The sequence below is a fragment of the Arthrobacter sp. SLBN-53 genome (assembly GCF_006715585.1).
GTDB classification, from domain to species: domain Bacteria; phylum Actinomycetota; class Actinomycetes; order Mycobacteriales; family Mycobacteriaceae; genus Mycobacterium; species Mycobacterium neoaurum_A.
In genome coordinates this window covers 3741446-3760574 of record NZ_VFNN01000001.1, presented here as the reverse complement: position 1 = coordinate 3760574, position 19129 = coordinate 3741446, and the positions used below count along the sequence as shown (strand labels likewise).

17 protein-coding genes and 1 pseudogene are annotated in these 19129 nt (G+C 68.5%); 6 read left to right on the top strand and 12 right to left on the bottom strand.

Features of this window, described 5'->3' with window-relative positions; translation table 11 throughout:
* Positions 1-90: 90 nt before the first annotated feature.
* Positions 91-1767, top strand: coding sequence for an ABC transporter permease subunit (locus FBY28_RS18080; protein ID WP_141868771.1), 1677 nt, complete (start codon positions 91-93; stop codon positions 1765-1767).
* Complete coding sequence (locus FBY28_RS18075; RefSeq protein ID WP_141868770.1) at positions 1764-2894, top strand: ABC transporter ATP-binding protein; 1131 nt, start codon at positions 1764-1766, stop codon at positions 2892-2894. The genes FBY28_RS18080 and FBY28_RS18075 overlap by 4 nt, the downstream gene beginning before the upstream one ends.
* Here the strand turns inward: FBY28_RS18075 and FBY28_RS18070 are convergent.
* Genes FBY28_RS18070 through FBY28_RS18055 form a run of 4 tightly spaced genes read right to left on the bottom strand, consistent with a single transcriptional unit; the run spans position 2881 to position 9440 of the window.
* A complete protein-coding gene (locus FBY28_RS18070; protein ID WP_141868769.1) occupies positions 2881-3801 on the bottom strand; it encodes an ROK family protein in 921 nt (306 codons plus the stop codon). The two genes, FBY28_RS18075 and FBY28_RS18070, sit on opposite strands and share 14 nt — an antisense overlap.
* Positions 3801-4367, bottom strand: a complete 567-nt coding sequence (locus tag FBY28_RS18065) for a DUF7158 domain-containing protein (RefSeq protein WP_141868768.1) — start codon at positions 4365-4367, stop codon at positions 3801-3803. The genes FBY28_RS18070 and FBY28_RS18065 overlap by 1 nt, the downstream gene beginning before the upstream one ends.
* Positions 4364-8476: a glycoside hydrolase family 38 N-terminal domain-containing protein gene (locus FBY28_RS18060; RefSeq protein WP_141868767.1), complete on the bottom strand. Its 4113-nt coding sequence runs from the start codon at positions 8474-8476 to the stop codon at positions 4364-4366. Before FBY28_RS18060 ends, FBY28_RS18065 begins: the two co-directional genes overlap by 4 nt.
* 10 nt (positions 8477-8486) lie before the next feature.
* Positions 8487-9440 carry a helix-turn-helix transcriptional regulator gene (locus tag FBY28_RS18055; RefSeq protein WP_141868766.1) on the bottom strand — a complete coding sequence of 318 codons (954 nt, stop codon included), beginning with the start codon at positions 9438-9440 and terminating at the stop codon, positions 8487-8489.
* Between the two features lie 63 nt (positions 9441-9503).
* Here FBY28_RS18055 and FBY28_RS18050 point away from each other — a divergent pair, with 63 nt between their 5' ends.
* Complete coding sequence (locus FBY28_RS18050) at positions 9504-10022, top strand: DinB family protein (protein WP_141868765.1); 519 nt, start codon at positions 9504-9506, stop codon at positions 10020-10022.
* Position 10023: 1 nt separating this feature from the next.
* Positions 10024-10626 carry a DinB family protein gene (locus FBY28_RS18045; protein ID WP_141868764.1) on the top strand — a complete coding sequence of 201 codons (603 nt, stop codon included), beginning with the start codon at positions 10024-10026 and terminating at the stop codon, positions 10624-10626.
* On the opposite strand, the gene FBY28_RS18040 is transcribed toward FBY28_RS18045, so the two are convergent.
* The 8 genes and pseudogenes from FBY28_RS18040 to FBY28_RS18010 all read right to left on the bottom strand — a co-directional run bounded on the left by FBY28_RS18040 (position 10623) and on the right by FBY28_RS18010 (position 16628).
* Positions 10623-11582 (bottom strand): LysR substrate-binding domain-containing protein, encoded by a 960-nt coding sequence (locus FBY28_RS18040; protein ID WP_141868763.1) that lies wholly within the window; start codon positions 11580-11582, stop codon positions 10623-10625. The two genes, FBY28_RS18045 and FBY28_RS18040, sit on opposite strands and share 4 nt — an antisense overlap.
* A gap of 18 nt (positions 11583-11600) precedes the next feature.
* A complete protein-coding gene (locus FBY28_RS18035; protein ID WP_141868762.1) occupies positions 11601-12254 on the bottom strand; it encodes a 3-oxoacid CoA-transferase subunit B in 654 nt (217 codons plus the stop codon).
* On the bottom strand, positions 12251-13033 hold the full coding sequence (locus FBY28_RS18030; RefSeq protein WP_286178508.1) for a CoA transferase subunit A: 783 nt from the start codon (positions 13031-13033) through the stop codon (positions 12251-12253). Before FBY28_RS18030 ends, FBY28_RS18035 begins: the two co-directional genes overlap by 4 nt.
* 2 nt (positions 13034-13035) lie before the next feature.
* A complete protein-coding gene (locus FBY28_RS26245) occupies positions 13036-13308 on the bottom strand; it encodes an alpha/beta fold hydrolase (RefSeq protein WP_353618556.1) in 273 nt (90 codons plus the stop codon).
* A pseudogene (locus FBY28_RS26435) lies at positions 13215-13646 on the bottom strand (alpha/beta fold hydrolase); the annotation flags it as partial. The gene FBY28_RS26245 and the pseudogene FBY28_RS26435, both read right to left, overlap by 94 nt.
* Before the next feature lie 86 nt (positions 13647-13732).
* Positions 13733-14941 (bottom strand): acetyl-CoA C-acetyltransferase, encoded by a 1209-nt coding sequence (locus FBY28_RS18020; RefSeq protein WP_141868760.1) that lies wholly within the window; start codon positions 14939-14941, stop codon positions 13733-13735.
* Positions 14942-15073: 132 nt separating this feature from the next.
* Positions 15074-15931: a type IV toxin-antitoxin system AbiEi family antitoxin gene (locus FBY28_RS18015; protein ID WP_216847789.1), complete on the bottom strand. Its 858-nt coding sequence runs from the start codon at positions 15929-15931 to the stop codon at positions 15074-15076.
* 115 nt (positions 15932-16046) lie between these two features.
* Positions 16047-16628: a TetR/AcrR family transcriptional regulator gene (locus FBY28_RS18010; protein ID WP_141868759.1), complete on the bottom strand. Its 582-nt coding sequence runs from the start codon at positions 16626-16628 to the stop codon at positions 16047-16049.
* Positions 16629-16711: 83 nt separating this feature from the next.
* On the opposite strand from FBY28_RS18010, the gene FBY28_RS18005 reads away from it, so the two are divergent.
* Both FBY28_RS18005 and FBY28_RS18000 read left to right on the top strand, forming a co-directional pair.
* Positions 16712-17695, top strand: a complete 984-nt coding sequence (locus FBY28_RS18005) for an oxygenase MpaB family protein (protein ID WP_286178507.1) — start codon at positions 16712-16714, stop codon at positions 17693-17695.
* Positions 17696-17747: 52 nt separating this feature from the next.
* Positions 17748-19091, top strand: a complete 1344-nt coding sequence (locus FBY28_RS18000) for an ABC1 kinase family protein (protein ID WP_141868757.1) — start codon at positions 17748-17750, stop codon at positions 19089-19091.
* Positions 19092-19129: the final 38 nt, after the last annotated feature.

Here is a 19129-nt window from a genome sequence, read left to right as displayed (position 1 = left end):
CCTGGACATCCCCCTGCATGGCGAAAGCGTCTGCCTCAGAAACGATCTCGCACCAGCCCGATCGCGTCCAGGTGGGCGCTACCGGTCGCCTTGGCGGCGCTCTACGGCCTGTTCTTCTTCTGGCCGCTGCTCAGCATCGCCCTGCGGAGTCTGCGTTCGGACGGATCGCTGTCCTACCGTCCGTCAGGCTTCTCACTGGACAACTATCGCAGCCTGCTCATCGACCCGCTCTTGCGCGATGTCCTGGTGAACACGGTGTCCACCGCGTCCATATCCACCCTCATCACCTTCGTCCTGGCGTTCCCCACGGCATACCTGATGTCACGCCTGCAACGCTCGATGTCGACGGCACTGTTCATGCTCGTCCTGCTGCCGTTCTGGGTGTCCATCCTGGTGCGCCTGTTCGCATTCCTGGAACTGCTCTCCTCCAACGGACCGGTCAACGGGGCACTGGAAGCCATCGGCGTGGGCCGCCAGGCCTTGTTGTTCAACAGCACCGGAACCGTGATCGGCATGGTGAACTACCTACTGCCGTACATGATCCTGGTGCTGTTTGCCGCCATGAGCGGTATCGACCCCAACCTGACGCGGGCCGCGAAATCGCTGGGCTGTTCCAGTTGGCAGGCTTTCCGGTCGGTGTATCTCCCGCTGATCCGGGGCTCGATCGTCGGTGCACTGCTGTTGAACTTCATCATCGCCACCGGATTCTTCCTGACACCGGCCATCCTCGGCGGTCCGCAGGACGTCACCATCTCCACCTATATCGCCACCCAGGTACAGAACTACCGATGGGGTCCGGCCAGCGCGTTCGGCGTCGTGCTGTTGGTCGCCACCTTCGCCGTCTTCGCAGTGGCCGGCCGGATGACCGGCCTGACCGCCGGTTCGGGTATCGCGATCACCGGGTCCAAAGGGGTATCACGCGGCGAGGCAATGCCCTTCGGCCCGGCCAAGCTCGGCCTGTGGACGGTCAGCGTACTGGTGATCGCATTCCTGTTCGCGCCGATCGCCTTCGTCTTTCCGTTGTCATGGGGAACTGACGCGACCATCGTTTTTCCCCCGCGTGGTTTCACCCTCGACTGGTACCACCTCGCCCTGACCGACCCGGTCTGGACAGCGGCGCTGCACAAGAGCGTGACGGTGGGACTTGCCGTCGCCGTGCTCTGCATCGTGTTGGCGATCCTGATCGCGCGGTGGGTACGCACACTCGACCACCGCCCGCATCTGCAGTCCCTGGTGGTGAGCATCATCTATCTACCGGTCATCGTGCCGGTCATCCTGCTCGCCATCGGAACCTTCGACGTGCAGAACCAGATCGGCATCCTCGGGTCGTGGTGGGGTCTGGTGATGGTGGAAACCATTCTCGCGCTTCCCTTCACCTATCTGGTGGTGGCCGCCGCACTCAACAATGTCGACTCAAGTCTGGAACGGGCCGCGTGGACCATGGGCGCCAGCCGCTTCTACGCCCTGCGCAAGGTCGTCATACCTACCGTGGTCCCGGCGATCACCGGTGCCGCTCTGCTGGCCTTCATCAGTTCCTGGGACGAGGCCGTCGTCGCACTGTTCCAAACAAGCTTCGACAAGACGTTGCCGGTCAACTTCTACGCATCCCTCAAGAGCGGTTCCAGCCCGGTGATCGCTGCGATAGGCGCCATGCTGATGCTTCTGGTCCTGGTGTCGGGAGCCCTCTTCCTCACCGTTCAGACAATTCGGTCCCGCCGCGGGCGCACGCCGACGTCCACCCCCAGCTCCGACAAGAGGCAGCCATGACATCTCCGCAGACTTCGCGCGTCGCGACGACCACCACTGTCGACCCGAAGCCGTTCATCGAAATTCGGGACCTGCACCACGAGTACAGCGGGATCACCGCCCTGGACCGGGTGTCCCTGGACATCCAGCCCGGGGAGTTCGTGACGCTGCTCGGCCCCAGCGGATCGGGTAAGAGCTCCCTGCTGCACATCCTGGCCGGGTTGGTCGAGGCGACATCGGGCACGCTTACCGTTGCCGGCCGTGACATCACCGGGGTGCCTCCGCAGAAGCGTGAAATCGGTCTCGTCTTCCAGAATTACGCCCTCTTCCCGCATCTGACGGCGCGTGAGAACATCCACTTCCCGCACAACGTGCGCAAGACCCCGGCCAAAGAGGCTGCCGCTCGTGTCGCCGAGGTGCTCGAGCTCGTCGAGCTGACCGCATTGGCCGACCGGCGGCCCGACCAACTCAGTGGCGGTCAGCAGCAGCGTGTCGCCGTCGGCCGGGCGATCTCCGCGGTGCCCAAGGTGCTCCTGCTCGACGAACCCCTCGGCGCGCTCGACCGGCGGCTGCGCCAGCAGCTCGGTCACGAGATCCGGCGCGTGCAACGCGAAACCGGCATCACGACGCTCTATGTCACGCACGACCAGGAAGAGGCGTTCACGATGTCCGATCGCGTCGTGGTGATGAACCACGGCGAGATCCGCCAGGTCGGTACGCCCGAAGAGGTCTACACCCGGCCCAGGGACGCGTTCGTGGCCAACTTCGTCGGCGAGGTCAACCTGTGGCCGGTGCAATCTCCAGAACGCACGGGTGACAACGCGACCGTCAACATTCTCGGCGGTGCCGACTTCACGGCGCGGTGCGGATACGGCCCGGACGTCGAAGCACTCACTCTGGCGGTCCGTCCGGAACGGGTATGGGTGTGGCATCCCGGTTCCACATCGCCACGTCCGGAGATCCAGTTCGTCGACTCCGGCGTCATCGTAGAATCGACCTTCTTGGGAAACAGTCGCAGTGTGGTCATCGAATCCGAACGGCTGGGGCGAACCTCGGCACTGCTCTACGACGGCGAGGAACCGCGCGACCGCGGAGCCCGCGTTGCATTCGGCTGGGAAGCCAAGCACGCCTTGATCATTCCGTCGTGAATCCGCCGGCACCACGGCTCTGTCGAACCAGGGACGCGGCCCCGATCAGCCCGGCATCCGAGCCCAACTCGGCGGGGACCACCCGAAGGTCGCGCAGGAAGGTCAGCCCGGCGTAGTCGGCCAATGCCGTGCGTATGGGGTCGAACAGCACCGGTCCGGCCTTGGCAACCCCACCACCGATGACCACCAGGTCCAGATCGCATACCGCCGCGGTGGAGGCGATCATCGCCGCCACCGCCGTCGCGCCCCGGCGGAACGCCTCGACGGCGATCGGGTCATCGTGGTGTACGGCCGCGGCGAGCTGTCTGGCATCGGTGCCCGCCCAGCCCTGCGCGCGGGCCCAGCGGGTCATCGCCGGGCCGGAAGCCACCGTCTCCACGCAGCCGCGGCCCCCGCACGGACAGCGCTGCCCGTCGAGTTCGATCACCGTGTGCCCGACATGTCCGGCGTTGCCGGTGCGGCCGTCATAGGGCACGCCGCCGAGCACCAGTCCGCCGCCGATACCGGTCGAGACCACCATGCCCAGCAGAAACTGTGCGCCGCGTCCCGCGCCGTACCGGTGCTCGCCGAGCGCCATGCACAGCCCGTCACCGCCGAGACGCACGGGCAGCCCGGTCTGCTGCGCCACCCGGGCCACGATCGGGAAGTCCCGCCACACGGCGATGTTGACCGGGCTGATCGTCCCGGCGCCGAGGTCCACCGGTCCGGCCGAGGAGATGCCGATGGCCTCGACGCCCCCGGACGGCTCGGCAGCAAGGGTCGCGGTGATCAGTTCCGCCGTTGCGCGCCAAGTGTCCTCGGCCGAGGTCTGCGGTGTGGGTACCTCGGTCCGGTGCACCAGGGTGCCGCCGTCGACCAGTGCGGCCGCGATCTTGGTGCCGCCGATGTCGATCGCGAGGGCGGTCATCAGTGTCGGTGGGTGTTGTCGGGCTGGCGCGGATCGCCGGGGTGTTCGTACCCGGGTGCCAGCTGGACCAGTTCTGCGGTACGGGCGTCGAGCCATTGCCGGAACGCCCGCCGCTGCGCCGCCGACCGCAGGTGCTCGGCGATCAGCAGGTACGCCTCGTCGAGTGCCAGCGGCACCGATCGGCGCGGCCCGAACCGGCCCGGGTTACGCCGGTGATAGTCGGCGATCTCGATATCGGTCACGTCCACACCGGCGGTGACGGCGGCGAAGGCGGCGCGGCCCGCGGGCGTGCTCAGGACGGCCGCGGCGACGCTGCCGATCTCCAGGCGCGCGGTCATATCGGGCAGTATCTCCTCCTGCGTCGGGACATGGCCCGCGGTGCCCGCCTCGAGTTCGACGACACGTTCGGCGGCCAGCAGCTGGGTCAGCCAGCGTCGCAGCTGACGGCCCTCACCGGTGCCCGGCCGGGGCAGCGCAGCAGCGCAATTGCCCTCCCGCAGCATCCTTTCGCGCTCGTCGACCTGCGCGACGGTGATCGGGACACCACCCACCAGCGCCGCGGTCACGTCACCACCACCGTGACGGCGGGCGAGTACACCAGCGTGCCCGCGGCGGCCACCCGGACCAGTGCCCACCATCGGCCCGGTGCCACCCAGGGCGGCGGGCTGACGTCGAAGTCCAGCGTGGCCCGGCCCTGGGCGGGCAGTTCTGCGCCGATCACCGCGGGCCCCAACCACTCCCAGGTGCCCCACGGGCTGATCAGATGGGCCTCCACCGAGAGATCGGCGCGGGCGTCGGTGCCGACGGTGACGCTCAGCCGAGCTTGGCCGCCCGGTCGCACCCGCACCTCTGCGGGCCCGTCGACCAGCCGCAGAACCTGCCCTTCGGCCGCCCGATCCGTCTGGCCCACCTGCACCAGACAGACATCCTCGACCACCTGACGCCACGCGGCCGGCAGACCGCGTCCGCCGGTGAGCGCCAGCTCCACCCGCACCGGGTACAGGCCCGGCGGCGCCGCGGCCGGTACCGCCACGGCGACCTCGGCGTCGAGGTACTCCCCCGGCGGCAGCACGAAGGTCACCTCGTCGGGGTCGGCGGACCATTGCGGCGGGCAGCTCAGCCGGATCCGCCCGCGCAGTGCGGCATCGGTGCAATCGCTGGCGGCGGTCAGCCGCAGCGGCAGCTGCGCACCCGGCTGCACCTGCGCCTGCCGGGGATGCACGTGCGCGACCGCGGGCAACCCGCCCAGCGGAGCGGGCCCCCGGTTGTGCAGCCAGTATCGCGCGTAGACCGGTTGCGCCGCTTCGGATTCGGGGCCGATGGCGTCGTTGTCGGCGTGCAGGATCTGCACCGCGTCCAGATGCGCCAGCAGGGTGGCGATCTGGTAGCCGTGCAGCGTATCGGCGGCCGGGCCGGCCTCGTTTTCCAACAGGTCGGCCTGGCGCATCCCGGACACCGCGCAGATACCCGAGCGGATGACGAACGGCGTCTGCCTGCCGTGCGTCTCGACCAGCCGCATGGCCACCGAACCCGCATCGACGCCGGCGAGCGCACCGGCCGTCATCGGGTTGCCGGCGGCCTTGAGCGCTCCGAGCTGGACACCCTCGGCGTCCACGTCGAGCAGGGCGCCATGCGCGGGGAGCAGATCCGCTCCCGCCCGCCGATTCACCACCGCGATCAGCGGGTGGCCGAATTCGGCGCTGCAGCGCGGTATTCCACGATCCCGCCAGTCGCCGGAACCGGCGACCAGCGCATAGTCGAAGGTGTGCGTCCAGTGCTGCAGGCCGAAGTTGGAGCCGTCCGGCGCGGTGCGCCGCGGCGGGTCGATCCAGGTCCCCGACGGCCACCCCGTGCACGACCGCATCAGGGACGTGTGCAGTGAACCGTCGGGTTCGACGGCGAAGCCGGGCACACCGCGGTTGAGCAACGCCACCGTCGCCGATTCGAAGGGCTCCATCCCGGCCGGCGTCTGCTGCGACACCGCGATCTCGGCGTCGGCGATATCGTCGATCAGGGCGGTGAGCCCGCCGGCGATGACCAGGACCGGCAAGGTGCGCTCGCCGCGCAGGTCGGCGCCGGGCACCCATTCCTGTCCCAGCGGGGCGACCGCGGGAACCCAGACACGGGCCGCACCGGTCGCCGAAAGCTGGCGGTCGAACTCCTGGCGGTATTCCGGTGCGGAAGCCAACACCGCTGCGGTGAAGCCGTTCTCGTCGGGGCCACCGATGGCCAGCCGGGCATCGGGCAGGTTGGAATCCACGGCCAGATTCCCATAGCGCGGCTGACCGGCGACGGTGCAGGTGGCGGTGACACCCGTGCGCACCAGCGCCACCATCACCTCGCGGGCATCGAAATCGTCGTCGGGCACCACGACCTCGGCCACCGAGATCGCCCTGGTGTGCTCCCCGACCCGGACCCGCAGCGTCGACGACAGCCCGAACCAACCGTAGGCGGGGTTGTCCAGGGTGGACGGGTGCACGGCGGCGTCCACCGCTTCGTCTCCGTCGTGGAACAGTCCGAACCCGCGACCGATCACGGCGTCGCCGACCTCGCTGACGGGCATGGCCCCGGGCACCGGGCACGGCCAGCGCAGCCGCAGCAGATCGTCCGAGCCGGTGAATTCGTCTATCACAGTGCGGTATTCGATGCGCTCGACACCGTGCCAGACGGTGATGGTCTGGGTGTAGGTCACCACGTCCCCGATATGCCCGGTGACGACCAGCCGTTCACCGAGCGCACAACGCCACAGCTGGACCGCCGCGGGATGGTCGGCCGACGTGGTCACCGGCCCGCGCGGCAGTAGATGCCAGGGCCCCTCGCCGGCCTGCGGATGGGCGGAATACTCGGCATAGACGGCGAGTTCGTTGCCGACGCACCCGGAGGCGATCCATTCCCGACCGTCGGTGATCAATGAGCTGACCCCGCCGCCACGGTCGGGATCCACGGTCACCCGATGGCGGGCGGTGGCGATGGCGACCCCGTCGTGCGGTTCCCAGCGCGACCCGCGAACGTCGCCGTCGAGCCGATATCCCTGCCAGCCCAGCGAACCGACACCCTCGGCCAGCCAGCTGACCCGCCCGTCCTCGATCAGGGTCGGCAACTCGGCGCCGTCGACATCGCGGACCACACCGGTGAAGTCGTGGTCGAACTCGGCGGTGACGATATCGGTCCGGTTGTGCGCCAGCGGGTTCCACACGACCACCGGTACGTTCACCGCCCCGGAGAGCAGCCGTAGCGCATTGTCGCGGGTGCCGCGGCCGATCTCCCAGGCGTCGCGCCAGCCGGTGAGCAGGTCCAGGTACACCTGGTCGGATTCGGACCCGGTGATGGCGTCGTGGTGGGCACCGTATGCCAGCTGCACCCAGGCCTTGGCCAATGCGGCCTGCGGATACCGGACCCCGCCGAGCACCCCGGCGAACACCGCGAAGCGCTCGGCCTCCAGCACGGCGTTCTCGGCGGCGCGGTTGGCCTGTTTGGTGTCGATATAGGAGACGTCCTTGCCGGTGTAGATGGGATTCATATCCCTGGTCTGCACCGACGCCCGACGCCCGGTCAGGTCGAGTTCTTCCCGCACCGCGGCGAAGAACTCGCGCGGCAGCGCGCAGACGAACCGAGGCCAGGTGTAGCGGGCGTTCCAGTCCCGGTGGATCTCGGTGACCCACTTGTTCGGCGGTGTGTAGTCGGTGCCGACGGGAAGGAGCACGTTGCGGGTCAGCGCCACCTTCTTCAGTTCGGTGAACAGCCGGTAGGTTTCGGCTTCGGCGTCGGCCAGCGTCGGCGCGGAGTCCATCCACCAGCCCGCGGCATAGTGCGCGGGCATGTAATGGGTCAGCAACCCGCGCCCCGACGGCGCGGTCCACTCGAACTCGCTGGCGAACTGCATGCGCTCGGGATCACCGTGATCGGCCATCGGCCCCCACTGATGGTGCGGTCCCCGCGCCCATGAACTCGATGTCAGTCCGGCGTCGGCGGCCATTCCGGGAAACTGCGGATCGTGGCCGAACACGTCGAGCTGCCAGGCGGTCGCCGGATCACCACCGAGCACGTGGCGTTGGAAACCGATGCCGGCCACGAAGTTCCGGATCGCGGTCTCGGGGCTGGTGAGGTTGGTGTTCGGTTCGTTGTACGTGCCACCCATGATCTCGATGCGGCCTTCGTCGATGAGTCGGCGCAGATCGGTGCGTTCCTCGGGGTGGGTGTCCCAGAACGGTTTGAGGTAGTCCACCTCGGCCAGCACGAACTTGTATTCGGGCACCCGACGGGCCATCTCGAGGTGGGCGGTGACGAGGTCGAAGCCGTTGGTCTGGCGGCACGCGCCGGGCGGATCCTCGGTCCACAGACTGGTGTAGGCCGCCTGGGTGTTCCACCACACCGGGTCGTAGTGGAAGTGGCTGATCATGTGCATGGTCCAGCCCGGTTCGGCGACCACGAACTCGAAGGCGGTGTCACCGATCCGGGCGTTGTGACGCTGCCCGGGGGTGGGGTCGTCGACGTAGACCGGGATCTCGACATAGGTATCCCCCGGCTGGGCCACGGCCTCGCCGTGGATGCCGTAGCCGCTCACCCGCACCGGTGTGGGGACCGTACAGGCGGTGTGGTGGGCGCGGACGAGTTGCAGCGGGGCAGCCGGCGGCCCGACGAACAACTCCGTCGATTCCGCAGCTGTCACTCGCATGCTCCGCACCCTACGTTCGGGTACCCGCCCGCTGCAGCAGTTCGGCCGCGGTCCGCACGGCGTCGGCGACTTCCGGTGGTTCGAGCACCTCGAACTCGCATCCGGGCATGGCCAGATAGAGCGCCATCACCCGCGGATCGTCGGCGCCGGTGGTCAGGATGCAGGCCTGGTCACCGTCGGGTTCGATGTGCACCGAGGCCGACGAGAAGGTCTGTGCCACAACATCACGCGACGCGTGGTAGCGCACCCTGGCGATATAGCGGTAGGGCGAGCTGGTGATGGCGCGTTGGACGTACTGGGCGGCGTCGGGGGACGGACGCGCGGTGAAGGTGCTGCCCATCGCCCGAACGGTGTCCATCCGGTCCAGGCGCAGGCTGCGCCACTCCCGCTTGTCCCTGTCGAAGGCCAGCAGGTACCAACGCCGTCCGGTGGTCACCAGTTGGTAGGGCTCGAGACGGCGTTGTGAGGTGGCGCCGCGGATATCGGTGTACCCGCAGCCGACGTGTTCGTGGTCGCGGCAGGCCCGGGCCAGCGTCATCAGCACCTCGGGGTCGACGGGGGCGTCGCTGCGCGTCGGGGTCAGGGTGACCGTGCTTTCGTGTACCGCGGCGACCTGCGAGCGCAGCCGCGACGGCATGACCTGGTCGAGCTTGGAAAGCGCACGCAACGCGGACTCCCCCACACCGGCCACGCTCCCGCCGGCGGCCAACCGCAGGCAGACGGCCATCGCGACGGCCTCGTCGGGGTCCAGCAGCAGCGGCGGCATCGCGGCCCCTGCACCCAGTTGGTAGCCCCCGCCGTGGCCCTTGCTGGCGTGCACCGGGTAGCCGAGTTCGCGCAGCCGCTCGACATCTCGGCGCACACTGCGGGTGGTGACCTCGAGGCGTTCGGCCAGCTCCTCGGAGGTCCAGACGCGACGTGACTGCAGCAGGCCGAGCAGCTGCAGGACGCGGGCGGTACTCATGCCCCCCATGCTGCCCCATTCATAGGACCGAAACTGTCCTATACGGGTGAGAGCCTTTGAGCCATGAACACCGAACTGTTGGCCGATCAGCTGGACTTCCACTGGGATAACCAGCTGCGACCGAGGCTGACCGGCCTCACCGACGAGGAGTACCTCTGGGCACCGGTACCGGACTGCTGGACGGTCCATCCCGACGGCCGGGTGGATTTCGCGTATCCGCAGCCCGAGCCGGCTCCGTTCACGACGATCGCGTGGCGGATGGCTCATGTGATCATCGGCGTGCTGGCCATGCGGAGTCATTCTCATTTCGGTGGCCCACCCGCCGACTACCAGACCTGGCCGTACGCCACCGATGCGGCGGCTGCCCTTGTCCAGCTCGACGAGGAGAAGGCGCGGTGGACGGCCGGGGTGCGGGCCCTGTCCGATGCGGAGTTGCAGCGCCCCTGCGGTCCCGCCGAGGGGCCGTACGCGGAGTACCCGATGGCCGCGCTGGTGCTGCACATCAACCGTGAGCTGATCCACCACGGTGCCGAAATCTGTCTGCTACGAGATCTTTTCACCCACACCAAGAAGGAGAACTGAGATGCCTGCCATGCCCCCTCCCGTCGCCGACGAGCGCGCCGCACTCAAGGAGTACGTCGCCGCCCAGCAATACGCCTTCCGGGCGATCGCCTTCGGTCTGACCGACGAGCAGGCGCGATCCGCACCCAGTGTCAGCGCGTTGTCGATCGGCGGACTGATCAAGCACGTCACCAGTTGTCAGCGGAGTTGGATGCTGCGAGTGGCGGCGGCTCCGCAGCCGCCCGCGGCCGACGATCGCCCGATGGCGGAGTTGCAGGCCGAGTACGCCGACGAATTCGTGATGCGCGCGGACGAGACCCTTGCCGGGATCCTGTCGGCCTTCGACGAGCAGAACGCCGAGACCATCCGACTCATCGAGAGCGCGGATTTGGCTGCGGCGGTGCCGGTTCCGCAGGAGGTGCCGTGGTTCCCCAAGGATGTCGCGGCATGGTCGGTGCGCTGGGTGATCTTCCACATGATCGAGGAGCTGGCCCGGCACGCCGGTCAGGGCGACATCATCCGGGAGAGCATCGACGGTGCCACGCTCTACGAGCTGCTGGCCGGGCTTGAGGGTTGGGAGCCGACGCCGTGGCTGACCCCGTGGGGCAAGGAAGCGGTCTCTTAGTGTGCCGAGAGTGACGCTGTGGTCGTACCGGAACGTCCGTCAGCGACCACAGCGTCACTCTCGCGCAGTGCCGGACCAGCCGCGATGCCACGCAACACCCCGACCGCGCGGTCGACCAGCGGTGTGGCGTCGGCGGCATGGGCGACCATGAGATCGACACCGAGGTCGGCGGGTTCGATCGGCCGATAGGTGATACCGCCGAGGTCCAGGGCCGCCGTTGGCGCGGGCACGAGCGCGACGCCCAGTCCCGCGGCGACCAGGGTCACCAGCGTCGAGGTTTCGGCGACCTCCTGGCGTATTCGGGGGCGGTAGCCGGCGGCCGAGGACAGCCCGGTGATCACCTCACCCATCACCGAACGGCCCTGTCCGACGTGGGCGATGAACTCCTCATCCCGCAGGTCGGCGATGGTGAGCGTGTCGCGCTCGGCCAGCGGGTGACCCAGCGGTAGCGCGACGAGCAACCGGTCCCGGCGCAGCACGGTGGCCCGCATACCGGGCAGATCCACCGGTGGCCGCACCAGGGCGATATCGATCTCCTGCGCCGCCAGCGCGGACAGTTGGGCCGGCGCCAGCATCTCGCCGCGGACGTTCACGTCGACCAGCGGCAGTTCGGCGCGCAATGTTCGGACGAACTGCGGCAGCAGCGAATACGTCGCCGAACCGACACATCCGATGGTCAGCTGGCCCTCGGTCCCCTGTTCGATGCGGCGGACCTGCCGACCGGCGTCGTCGACACCGTCGAGCAGCGCGATCACGCGACGCAGATAGGCCCGGCCGGCCGCGGTCAGTTCCACCCGGCGGGTGCTGCGGATGAACAGTTGCACCCCGAGCTCACGTTCGAGGGCCCGAATCTGTTGAGACAGCGGCGGTTGGGCCATGTGCAGCCGTTCGGCAGCCCGGCCGAAGTGCAGCTCCTCGGCGACCGCCCGGAAGTACCGGAGGTGACGCAACTCCATATCGAGATGCTAGACCTCTCAATGGGAGGTGATTGACACTCCTCGCAACAGCACCGGCGCCCCGGTCCTGGCCACCACATCATCGATGCTGACACCGTCGGCGAGTTCCACGACGGCGAATCCGGTGCCCGTCACGTCGAACACCCCGAGTTCGGTGATCACCCGGCTCACCACGGCCTTACCGGTGAGCGGAAGGTCACAGGCCGAAACGAGTTTGGCCGCACCGGCTTTGGTGACATGGTCCATCAGGACGATGACCCGTTCGGCGCCGCTGACCAGATCCATCGCCCCGCCCATGCCCTTGACCATCGATCCGGGGACCATCCAGTTGGCCAGGTCACCGTTGGCCGCCACCTGCATGCCGCCGAGCACCGCCACGTCGACATGCCCGCCGCGGATCATGGCGAAACTGGTCGACGAGTCGAAGAACGAGGCACCGGCGACCACCGAGACGGTCTGCTTGCCGGCATTCACCAGGTCTGGGTCGACCTCGTCGTCATAGGGGAACGGTCCAACGCCCAGGATGCCGTTCTCGGCGTGCAGGGTGACATCCGAACCCGCGGGCAGGTGGTCGGGTATCAGCGTCGGCAGCCCGATCCCGAGGTTGACGTAGTCGCCGTCACGCAGCTCGAGGGCGGCGCGGGCGGCCATCCGGTCGCGGGTCCAGCTCATCGCGCGATCTCCTCTGCGTTCGGCCGGGCGCGGGTCGTGCGCTTCTCGATGCTCTTGTGGGCGGCCTGCTCCGGTGTCAGTTCGACGACGCGCTGCACGAAGATCCCCGGCAGGTGTACCTCGTCGGGATGGAGCTCGCCGACCTCGACGACGCGTTCGGCTTCGACCACCGTGATCCGCCCCGCCATGGCGGCCGGAGGGTTGAAATTGCGCGCTGCCGCGTGGAATACGCAGTTGCCCGCCTTGTCCGCCACGGCCGCGCGCACCAACGCATAGTCGGTGACGATGGACTCTTCGAGCAGCATCTGCTTACCGCCGAAGGTGCGGACCTCCTTGGGCGGTGAGGCGATCGCGACACTGCCGTCGGGGTGATAGCGCCACGGCAGCCCACCGTCGGCCACCAACGTCCCCACACCGGTCGGGGTGAAGAAGGCGCCGATTCCGCTGCCACCGGCGCGCATCCGTTCGGCCAGGGTGCCCTGCGGGGTCAGCTCGACGGTCAGTTCACCGGCCAGGTACTGCCGGGCGAACTCCTTGTTCTCACCGACATAGGAGGCGATGACCCTGGTGATCCGGTGCGCTTCCAACAGCAGGCCGAGTCCGCCGCCGTCGACACCGCAGTTGTTGCTCACGACGGTCAGGTCGGTGGCGCCCTGTTCCAGCAGCGCGTCGATCAGGAACCACGGGATTCCGGCCAGGCCGAACCCGCCGACCGCGAGGCCGGCGCCGTCGGGGATATCGGCGACCGCCGCGGCCGCACTGGGTATCACCTTGTTCAGGGTCATCGTTGCTCCAGGTGGTCGAGGAGGGCGTCGGTGACCGCTCCTGGTTGTTCGGCATTGGCGAGGTGGGCGGCATCAGGCACGAGCAGCAGCGTCGCACCGGGGATCGCCGCGACGATCTCTTCCAGTTTGGCGGGCGGAGTGGCCGGATCATCCGCGCCCGCGATCGCCAGTGTCGGTGCTGTGATACTCGAAAGTTGTTGCCGTAGATCGAGGCTCGCGATGGCCTCGCAGCAGCCCGCGTACCCTTCGGCCGGTGTCTCGGCGACCATGTGGACGTAGCCGTCTCGGATCTGCGGATTGGCCGACAGGTAGACCGGGGTGAACCAGCGGTGGCCGGCGCCAGTTCGGCGCCCGTGCACAGCAGCGCCATCCGGTCGACCCGGTCCGGGTTACGGGCGGCGACCCGCATGGCCGTCATCCCACCCAGCGACAACCCGACCAGTGCGGCCTTCTCGACGCCGAGCCGGTCCAGCAGCGCGATCAGGTCGTCGGCCAGATCGTCGATGGTGTAGGGACCGGCCGGCACCGGGGACGCCCCGTGGCCGCGGGTGTCATAGCGCACCACCCGGAACCGCTCTTCCAGCTGTGCCAGTTGCGGATCCCACATGCGGTGCGTGGAACCCAGCGAGTTGGACAGCACGACGACCGGGCCGTCGGGTTGCCCAGAGACGACCACGTCGACCTCGACGGCGGTCATCGGATGGCCTCGAAGACCGCGGCCAGACCCTGTCCGCCGCCGATGCACATGGTTTCCAGCACGTATCGCGCACCGCGACGGCGCGCTTCGTACGCCGCGGTCGCCAGGATGCGGGCACCGGTCGCGCCGACGGGATGCCCGAGCGAGATACCGGATCCGTTGGGGTTCAACCGATCATCGGTGGCGTCGATCTTCCATTTCGCCAGCACCGCGAGTACCTGCGCGGCGAACGCCTCGTTGAGTTCGATGAGGTCGATATCGTCGAGGGTCGTACCGGCGCGTTCCAGCGCGGCCGCGGTGGCGCCGACCGGGCCGATGCCCATGGCCTCGGGGCGGCACCCCGTCACCGCCCAGGACCGCAGCCGAAGCAGCGGGGCGAGGCCGAGTCGTTCGGCGTCAGCGGTGGTGGTGACCACGCACATGGCGGCGCCGTCGTTCTGGCCCGACGCGTTGGCCGCCGTGACCGTCGAATCGGGATCCAGTTCGGTGCGCACGGCCCGCAGCGCCGCGAGCGCGTCGAGATCGATATCGGCCCGCGGATGTTCGTCGCGGTCGACGATCACGTTGGGTTTGCCCCGGCGGCCGGGCACCGTAACCGGGATCAGCTCATCGGCGAAGCGGCCCGCGTCGTGGGCGGCGATGGCGCGCTGATGGGACCGCAGCGCCAGTTCGTCCTGCGCCTGCCGGGTGATGTCGTACTCGCGGCGCAGGTTCTCGGCCGTCTCGATCATGCCGCCGGCTATCGGGTGCGATCTGCCGCCTGCGGTCTCGCGAGCCCTGTCGAGCCTGTCCTGCAGGGCAATTGCGCCTTGCCGGACACCGGTGCGCAGGCCCACCGCGTAGTGCTCGACGTTGGACATGGACTCCGCCCCGCCCGCCACGACCACGCTCGCCGCACCGGTGGCCACCTGGCCCGCCGCATACAGCACCGCCTGCAAGCCGGATCCGCAGCGCCGGTCGATCTGCAGCCCGGGCACGTCGATGCCCAGCCCGGCGTCGAGCGCGGCGATGCGACCCAACGCCGGCGCCTCCCCGTTGGCGTAACCGTTGCCGAGGACGACGTCGTCGATCGCGGTCAGGCCGGTGCGCTCGATCAGCGCGCGCAGCGTGTGCGTCGCCAGTTCGGCGGCGGTGAGCGCGGACAGGGCACCCGCCATCCTCCCGACCGGGGTGCGCAACGGGCTGCAGATCACGACATCGGCCATATCGTCGACGCTAGCCACCTGCGTCGAGATTCAGAAGTACTGAGTTTTCCCTGATTGAGAGTTTGGGCGTCTTAGTCATCTGCCGAGAGTGACGTGATGGTCGTTCCCGCGCCTTCCAAAGCGACCACAACGTTACTTTCGCCCCGCGGCGCCGGACCAACCGCGTGACTCCAGGGCCGCCCTGGCGTGGCCGACGATGTCGCTCGGGCGATCCTCCTTGATGACGCGGATGAGGCGCCACCCCGCGCGCTGCAGTTCGCGGCCCACCCACACGTCGCGGGCATAGACCGTGCGGTCACTCAGATGCTGCTCACCGTCGTACTCGGCGCCCACCCGGTAGTCCTCCCAGACCATGTCGAGCCGCCTGATGTAGCGCCCTTCGATGGTGCGCACAACGAATTGCGTTCTCGGCCTTGGCAGTCCGGCATCGATGAAGAGCAGCCGGAGCCAGCTCTCCCGCGGCGATTCGGCACCACCGTCGACGTACGGCAGGATCTCGCGGAGTTGCACGAGGCCTCGGACGCCGGGATGCGACTGGGCCAACGCCAGGACGTCCTCGATCCGGTAGGGGGCATCCCGCATGAGGGCATCCAGCCGGCCGATCGCGGTACTGCGCCGAAACCGGCGTGCGAGGTCGAAAGCGGTGCGCTCACGCGTCGTGACCGGGATGCCGCCGACGGTCGCGATCTCGGCGGCGGGCAGGAGGTCCTTGCGGATCACCAGGCCAACTTGGTGCCGACACTGGGCGAACACCTCGACCGGCTCGGTGTCGGAGACCCATCGCGCACCGTGCAGGGCGGCGGCCGCGGCCCCGCCGATCACACCGTCCGGGACGGCGAGCAGCGCGGCGTCGATGCGCTCGCGCAGTGTCGGGAGATGACTGCGCGGGATGTGGACGCCGCGCAGTAGTGGTCGATAGCGGTGCCGAAGTTGCCCGCGGGTCAGCGCGCCGCTCGCCATCGCGGCGCCCCCGTCGAATGGAATGCGCACACCTGCTTGGACGCAGCGGCGACTCGGACGGATCCATACCGGCACGAGAGTGACGCAATGGTCGCGGATGTCCACCCCGGAGCAACCATTGCGTCACTCTCGGCACGGCGAGGGCTCAGAAGAACCGGACCGCGGCGTCGACGACGACGTCCAGATCCTCGCCGAGCGTGCCGGAGAGCCACTGCTGGGCGAGCTCGGCCATCGCGCCGGTGTACATGGCCGCGCCGACGCGGGTGGCGACGGGATCCGAACCCGGGTGCAGCCGCGCCCCCTCGGCGAGGACCGCGTCGAGGAGCTGATCCTGCAGGGCGGCGCGCCGGGCGGTGAGCACCGGGTTGGCGCGGGCGTCGGTGAACAGCACGCGGCCGCGGCGCGGATCGGCGGAGCTGAAGCCGAGTACCGCCGCGACACCCGCCCGGGTGCGGGCACTCAGCGAGCCGCCCGCCGCCGCCATCTCGACGTCGACCACCGCGCCGAGCTCCCCGGCGACCTTGTCGAACACCGCGCCCAGCAGCTCCCCGATATCGGCGAAGCTCTCGTAGAAGTAGCGGGTGTTCAGCGCGCTTTCCCGGCATACCGAGCGCACCGTCAGCGCGGCCTCGCCGCCCGTCCCGAACAGCGCGTAGGCGGCGTCGATCAACAGCGCGCGACGTTCCGCGCGCCGGTCGGTCAGTGCGACGCCCGCCCACCGAGTCATCCGTCCAGACTAAATCTGGTCACGCCCGTATCCAAAATGTATTCTGGCTACAGCCGTGACCAGAAAGGGGCTCACCCGTGGACATGCCGCACCAGGTGCTGGAGCAAGGCCTGCAGGGCCGGTACGACAAGACCTTTCGCAGGCACTTCTTCAAGGGCCTGGAGTTCGCCGGCCCCGAGGGCGATCCGGGCTGGTTCGGTCCCGGCAGCGCCGTCTGGCACGTGCACTCCCATACCGAGGCACTGATCTTCGGCCTTCAGTGCGCGGCATATCTGGAACGGCTCGACCCGTCCATCTACTGGATGGGGATGCACCATTCACGGCTGGTCAAGCGCGAGGCCGACGGCACCGCCGTCCCTGTCATCGACCCCAAGGGCGCCGCGATCCGGCTCGGCCACTCGATCGCCTTCTTCATCGGCACCGCCTACGGCAACACCGAGACCGCCGAACGCGTCTCGCGGACCGTGCGTGCCATGCACCACACCATCAAGGGCACCCGGCCCGACGGCGCCACCTACGACGCCGACGATCCCGAGTGGTTGCGCTGGAACTACGCCACCGTGGCGTGGGGGTTGGCCACCGCCCACGAGCTCTATCATCCGAATCCGTTGCGGGGCAAGAAGCTCGACCGCTACTACGGCGAGTTCACCAGGGTCGGGCACGCACTGGGCGGCAGCGACCTGCCCACCACGAAGGCCGAGACGCTGGAATGCCTGCACTCCTACCTCCCCCGACTGGCACTCACCCACGGGGCGGCGATGGCCACCGGACCCAATCTGCCGATGCCGCAGAGCGCGGTCGACTGGGCCATCCGCGACACCATGCCGCGGTGGGCCAAACAGCTCATCGGGCACACCGATCCCAACCCCATCGAGCGGGCGGGGCGGCGCGCCATCGTCTGGTCGGTGATCAACGGTCTGCACACCGCGGCCGGCGCCGCCCCCGAGTTCCGCCAGGCCCAGCGACGGGTGGCCGGTGGCACCACCGTGGCGCACACCGAGCCCCGTTATGTGCCCGGCAGCGATCCCGAGCTCAGCCGTGACCAGGTGGAGCGTGCCTTCGTGTGACGTGGACCACCCGTGTTTTCACCGCTACCGCCGGTTTTGAGACACTGCAGAGATGAGTACCCAACACCGAGAAGGAGCCCGGCTGGACCGGGTGCCGTTGCCGGTGGAGGCCGCCCGCGTCGGCGCGACGGGCTGGCAGGTCACCCGCACCGGTGCCCGTGTCGCCCGCAGCCTGCTGCGTAAGGGGTCTTTGCAACAAAAGGTCATCACGCAGATTCCGCAGACATTCGCCGACCTTGGCCCCACCTATGTCAAGTTCGGTCAGATCATCGCCTCCAGCCCGGGCGCCTTCGGCGAGCACCTCAGCCGGGAGTTCCGCGGCCTGCTGGACCGGGTCCCGCCCGCCGATTCGGCGGCGGTGCACAAACTGTTCAAGGAAGAACTGGGCGACGAGCCGCAGAACCTGTTCAAGTCCTTCGACGAGAAGCCGTTCGCGTCGGCCTCGATAGCCCAGGTGCACTATGCGACGTTGCACAGCGGCGAGGAGGTCGTGGTCAAGATCCAGCGCCCGGGAATCCGGCGTCGGGTCGCCGCCGATCTGCAGATCCTCAAGCGCGGCGCCCGGCTGGTGGAGTTCGCCAAGCTCGGTCAGCGGTTGTCGGCGCAAGACGTGGTCGCCGACTTCGCCGATAATCTGGCCGAGGAGCTCGACTTCCGGCTGGAGGCCCAGTCGATGGACGCCTGGGTGGCCCATATGCACGCCTCCCCGCTGGGTGAGAACATCCGCGTCGCGCAGGTCTATTGGGATCTGACCAGTGAGCGAGTGCTCACCATGGAGCGCATCCAGGGCACCCGCATCGATGATGTCGCGGCCATCCGCAAGCAGGGCTTCGACGGCGAACAGCTGGTCAAGGCGCTGTTGTTCAGCGTGTTCGAGGGTGGTTTGCGCCACGGCCTGTTCCACGGCGACCTGCACGCCGGCAACCTCTACGTCGACGATGCCGGCAAGATCGTGTTCTTCGACTTCGGCATCATGGGCCGCATCGATCCGCGGACCCGGTGGCTGCTGCGCGAGCTGGTCTACGCGCTGCTGGTCAAGAAGGACCATGCCGCGGCGGGAAAGATCGTCGTGTTGATGGGCGCGGTCGGCACCGTCAAACCCGAGGCCCAGGCGGCCAAGGATCTGGAAAAGTTCGCCACCCCGCTGACCATGTCCTCGCTGGGCGATCTGAGCTACGCCGAGATCGGCAAGCAGCTGTCCACGCTGGCCGACGCCTATGACGTGAAGCTGCCGCGCGAGCTGGTGCTGATCGGCAAGCAGTTTCTCTACGTCGAGCGCTACATGAAACTGCTGGCGCCGCGCTGGCAGATGATGAGCGACCCGCAGCTGACCGGTTACTTCGCCAACTTCATGGTCGAGGTCAGCCGCGAGCATTCCGACGAGCTGGACAGCTAGCACCGAAATTCCACCGCCGAAACGGCATCGACGCTCGC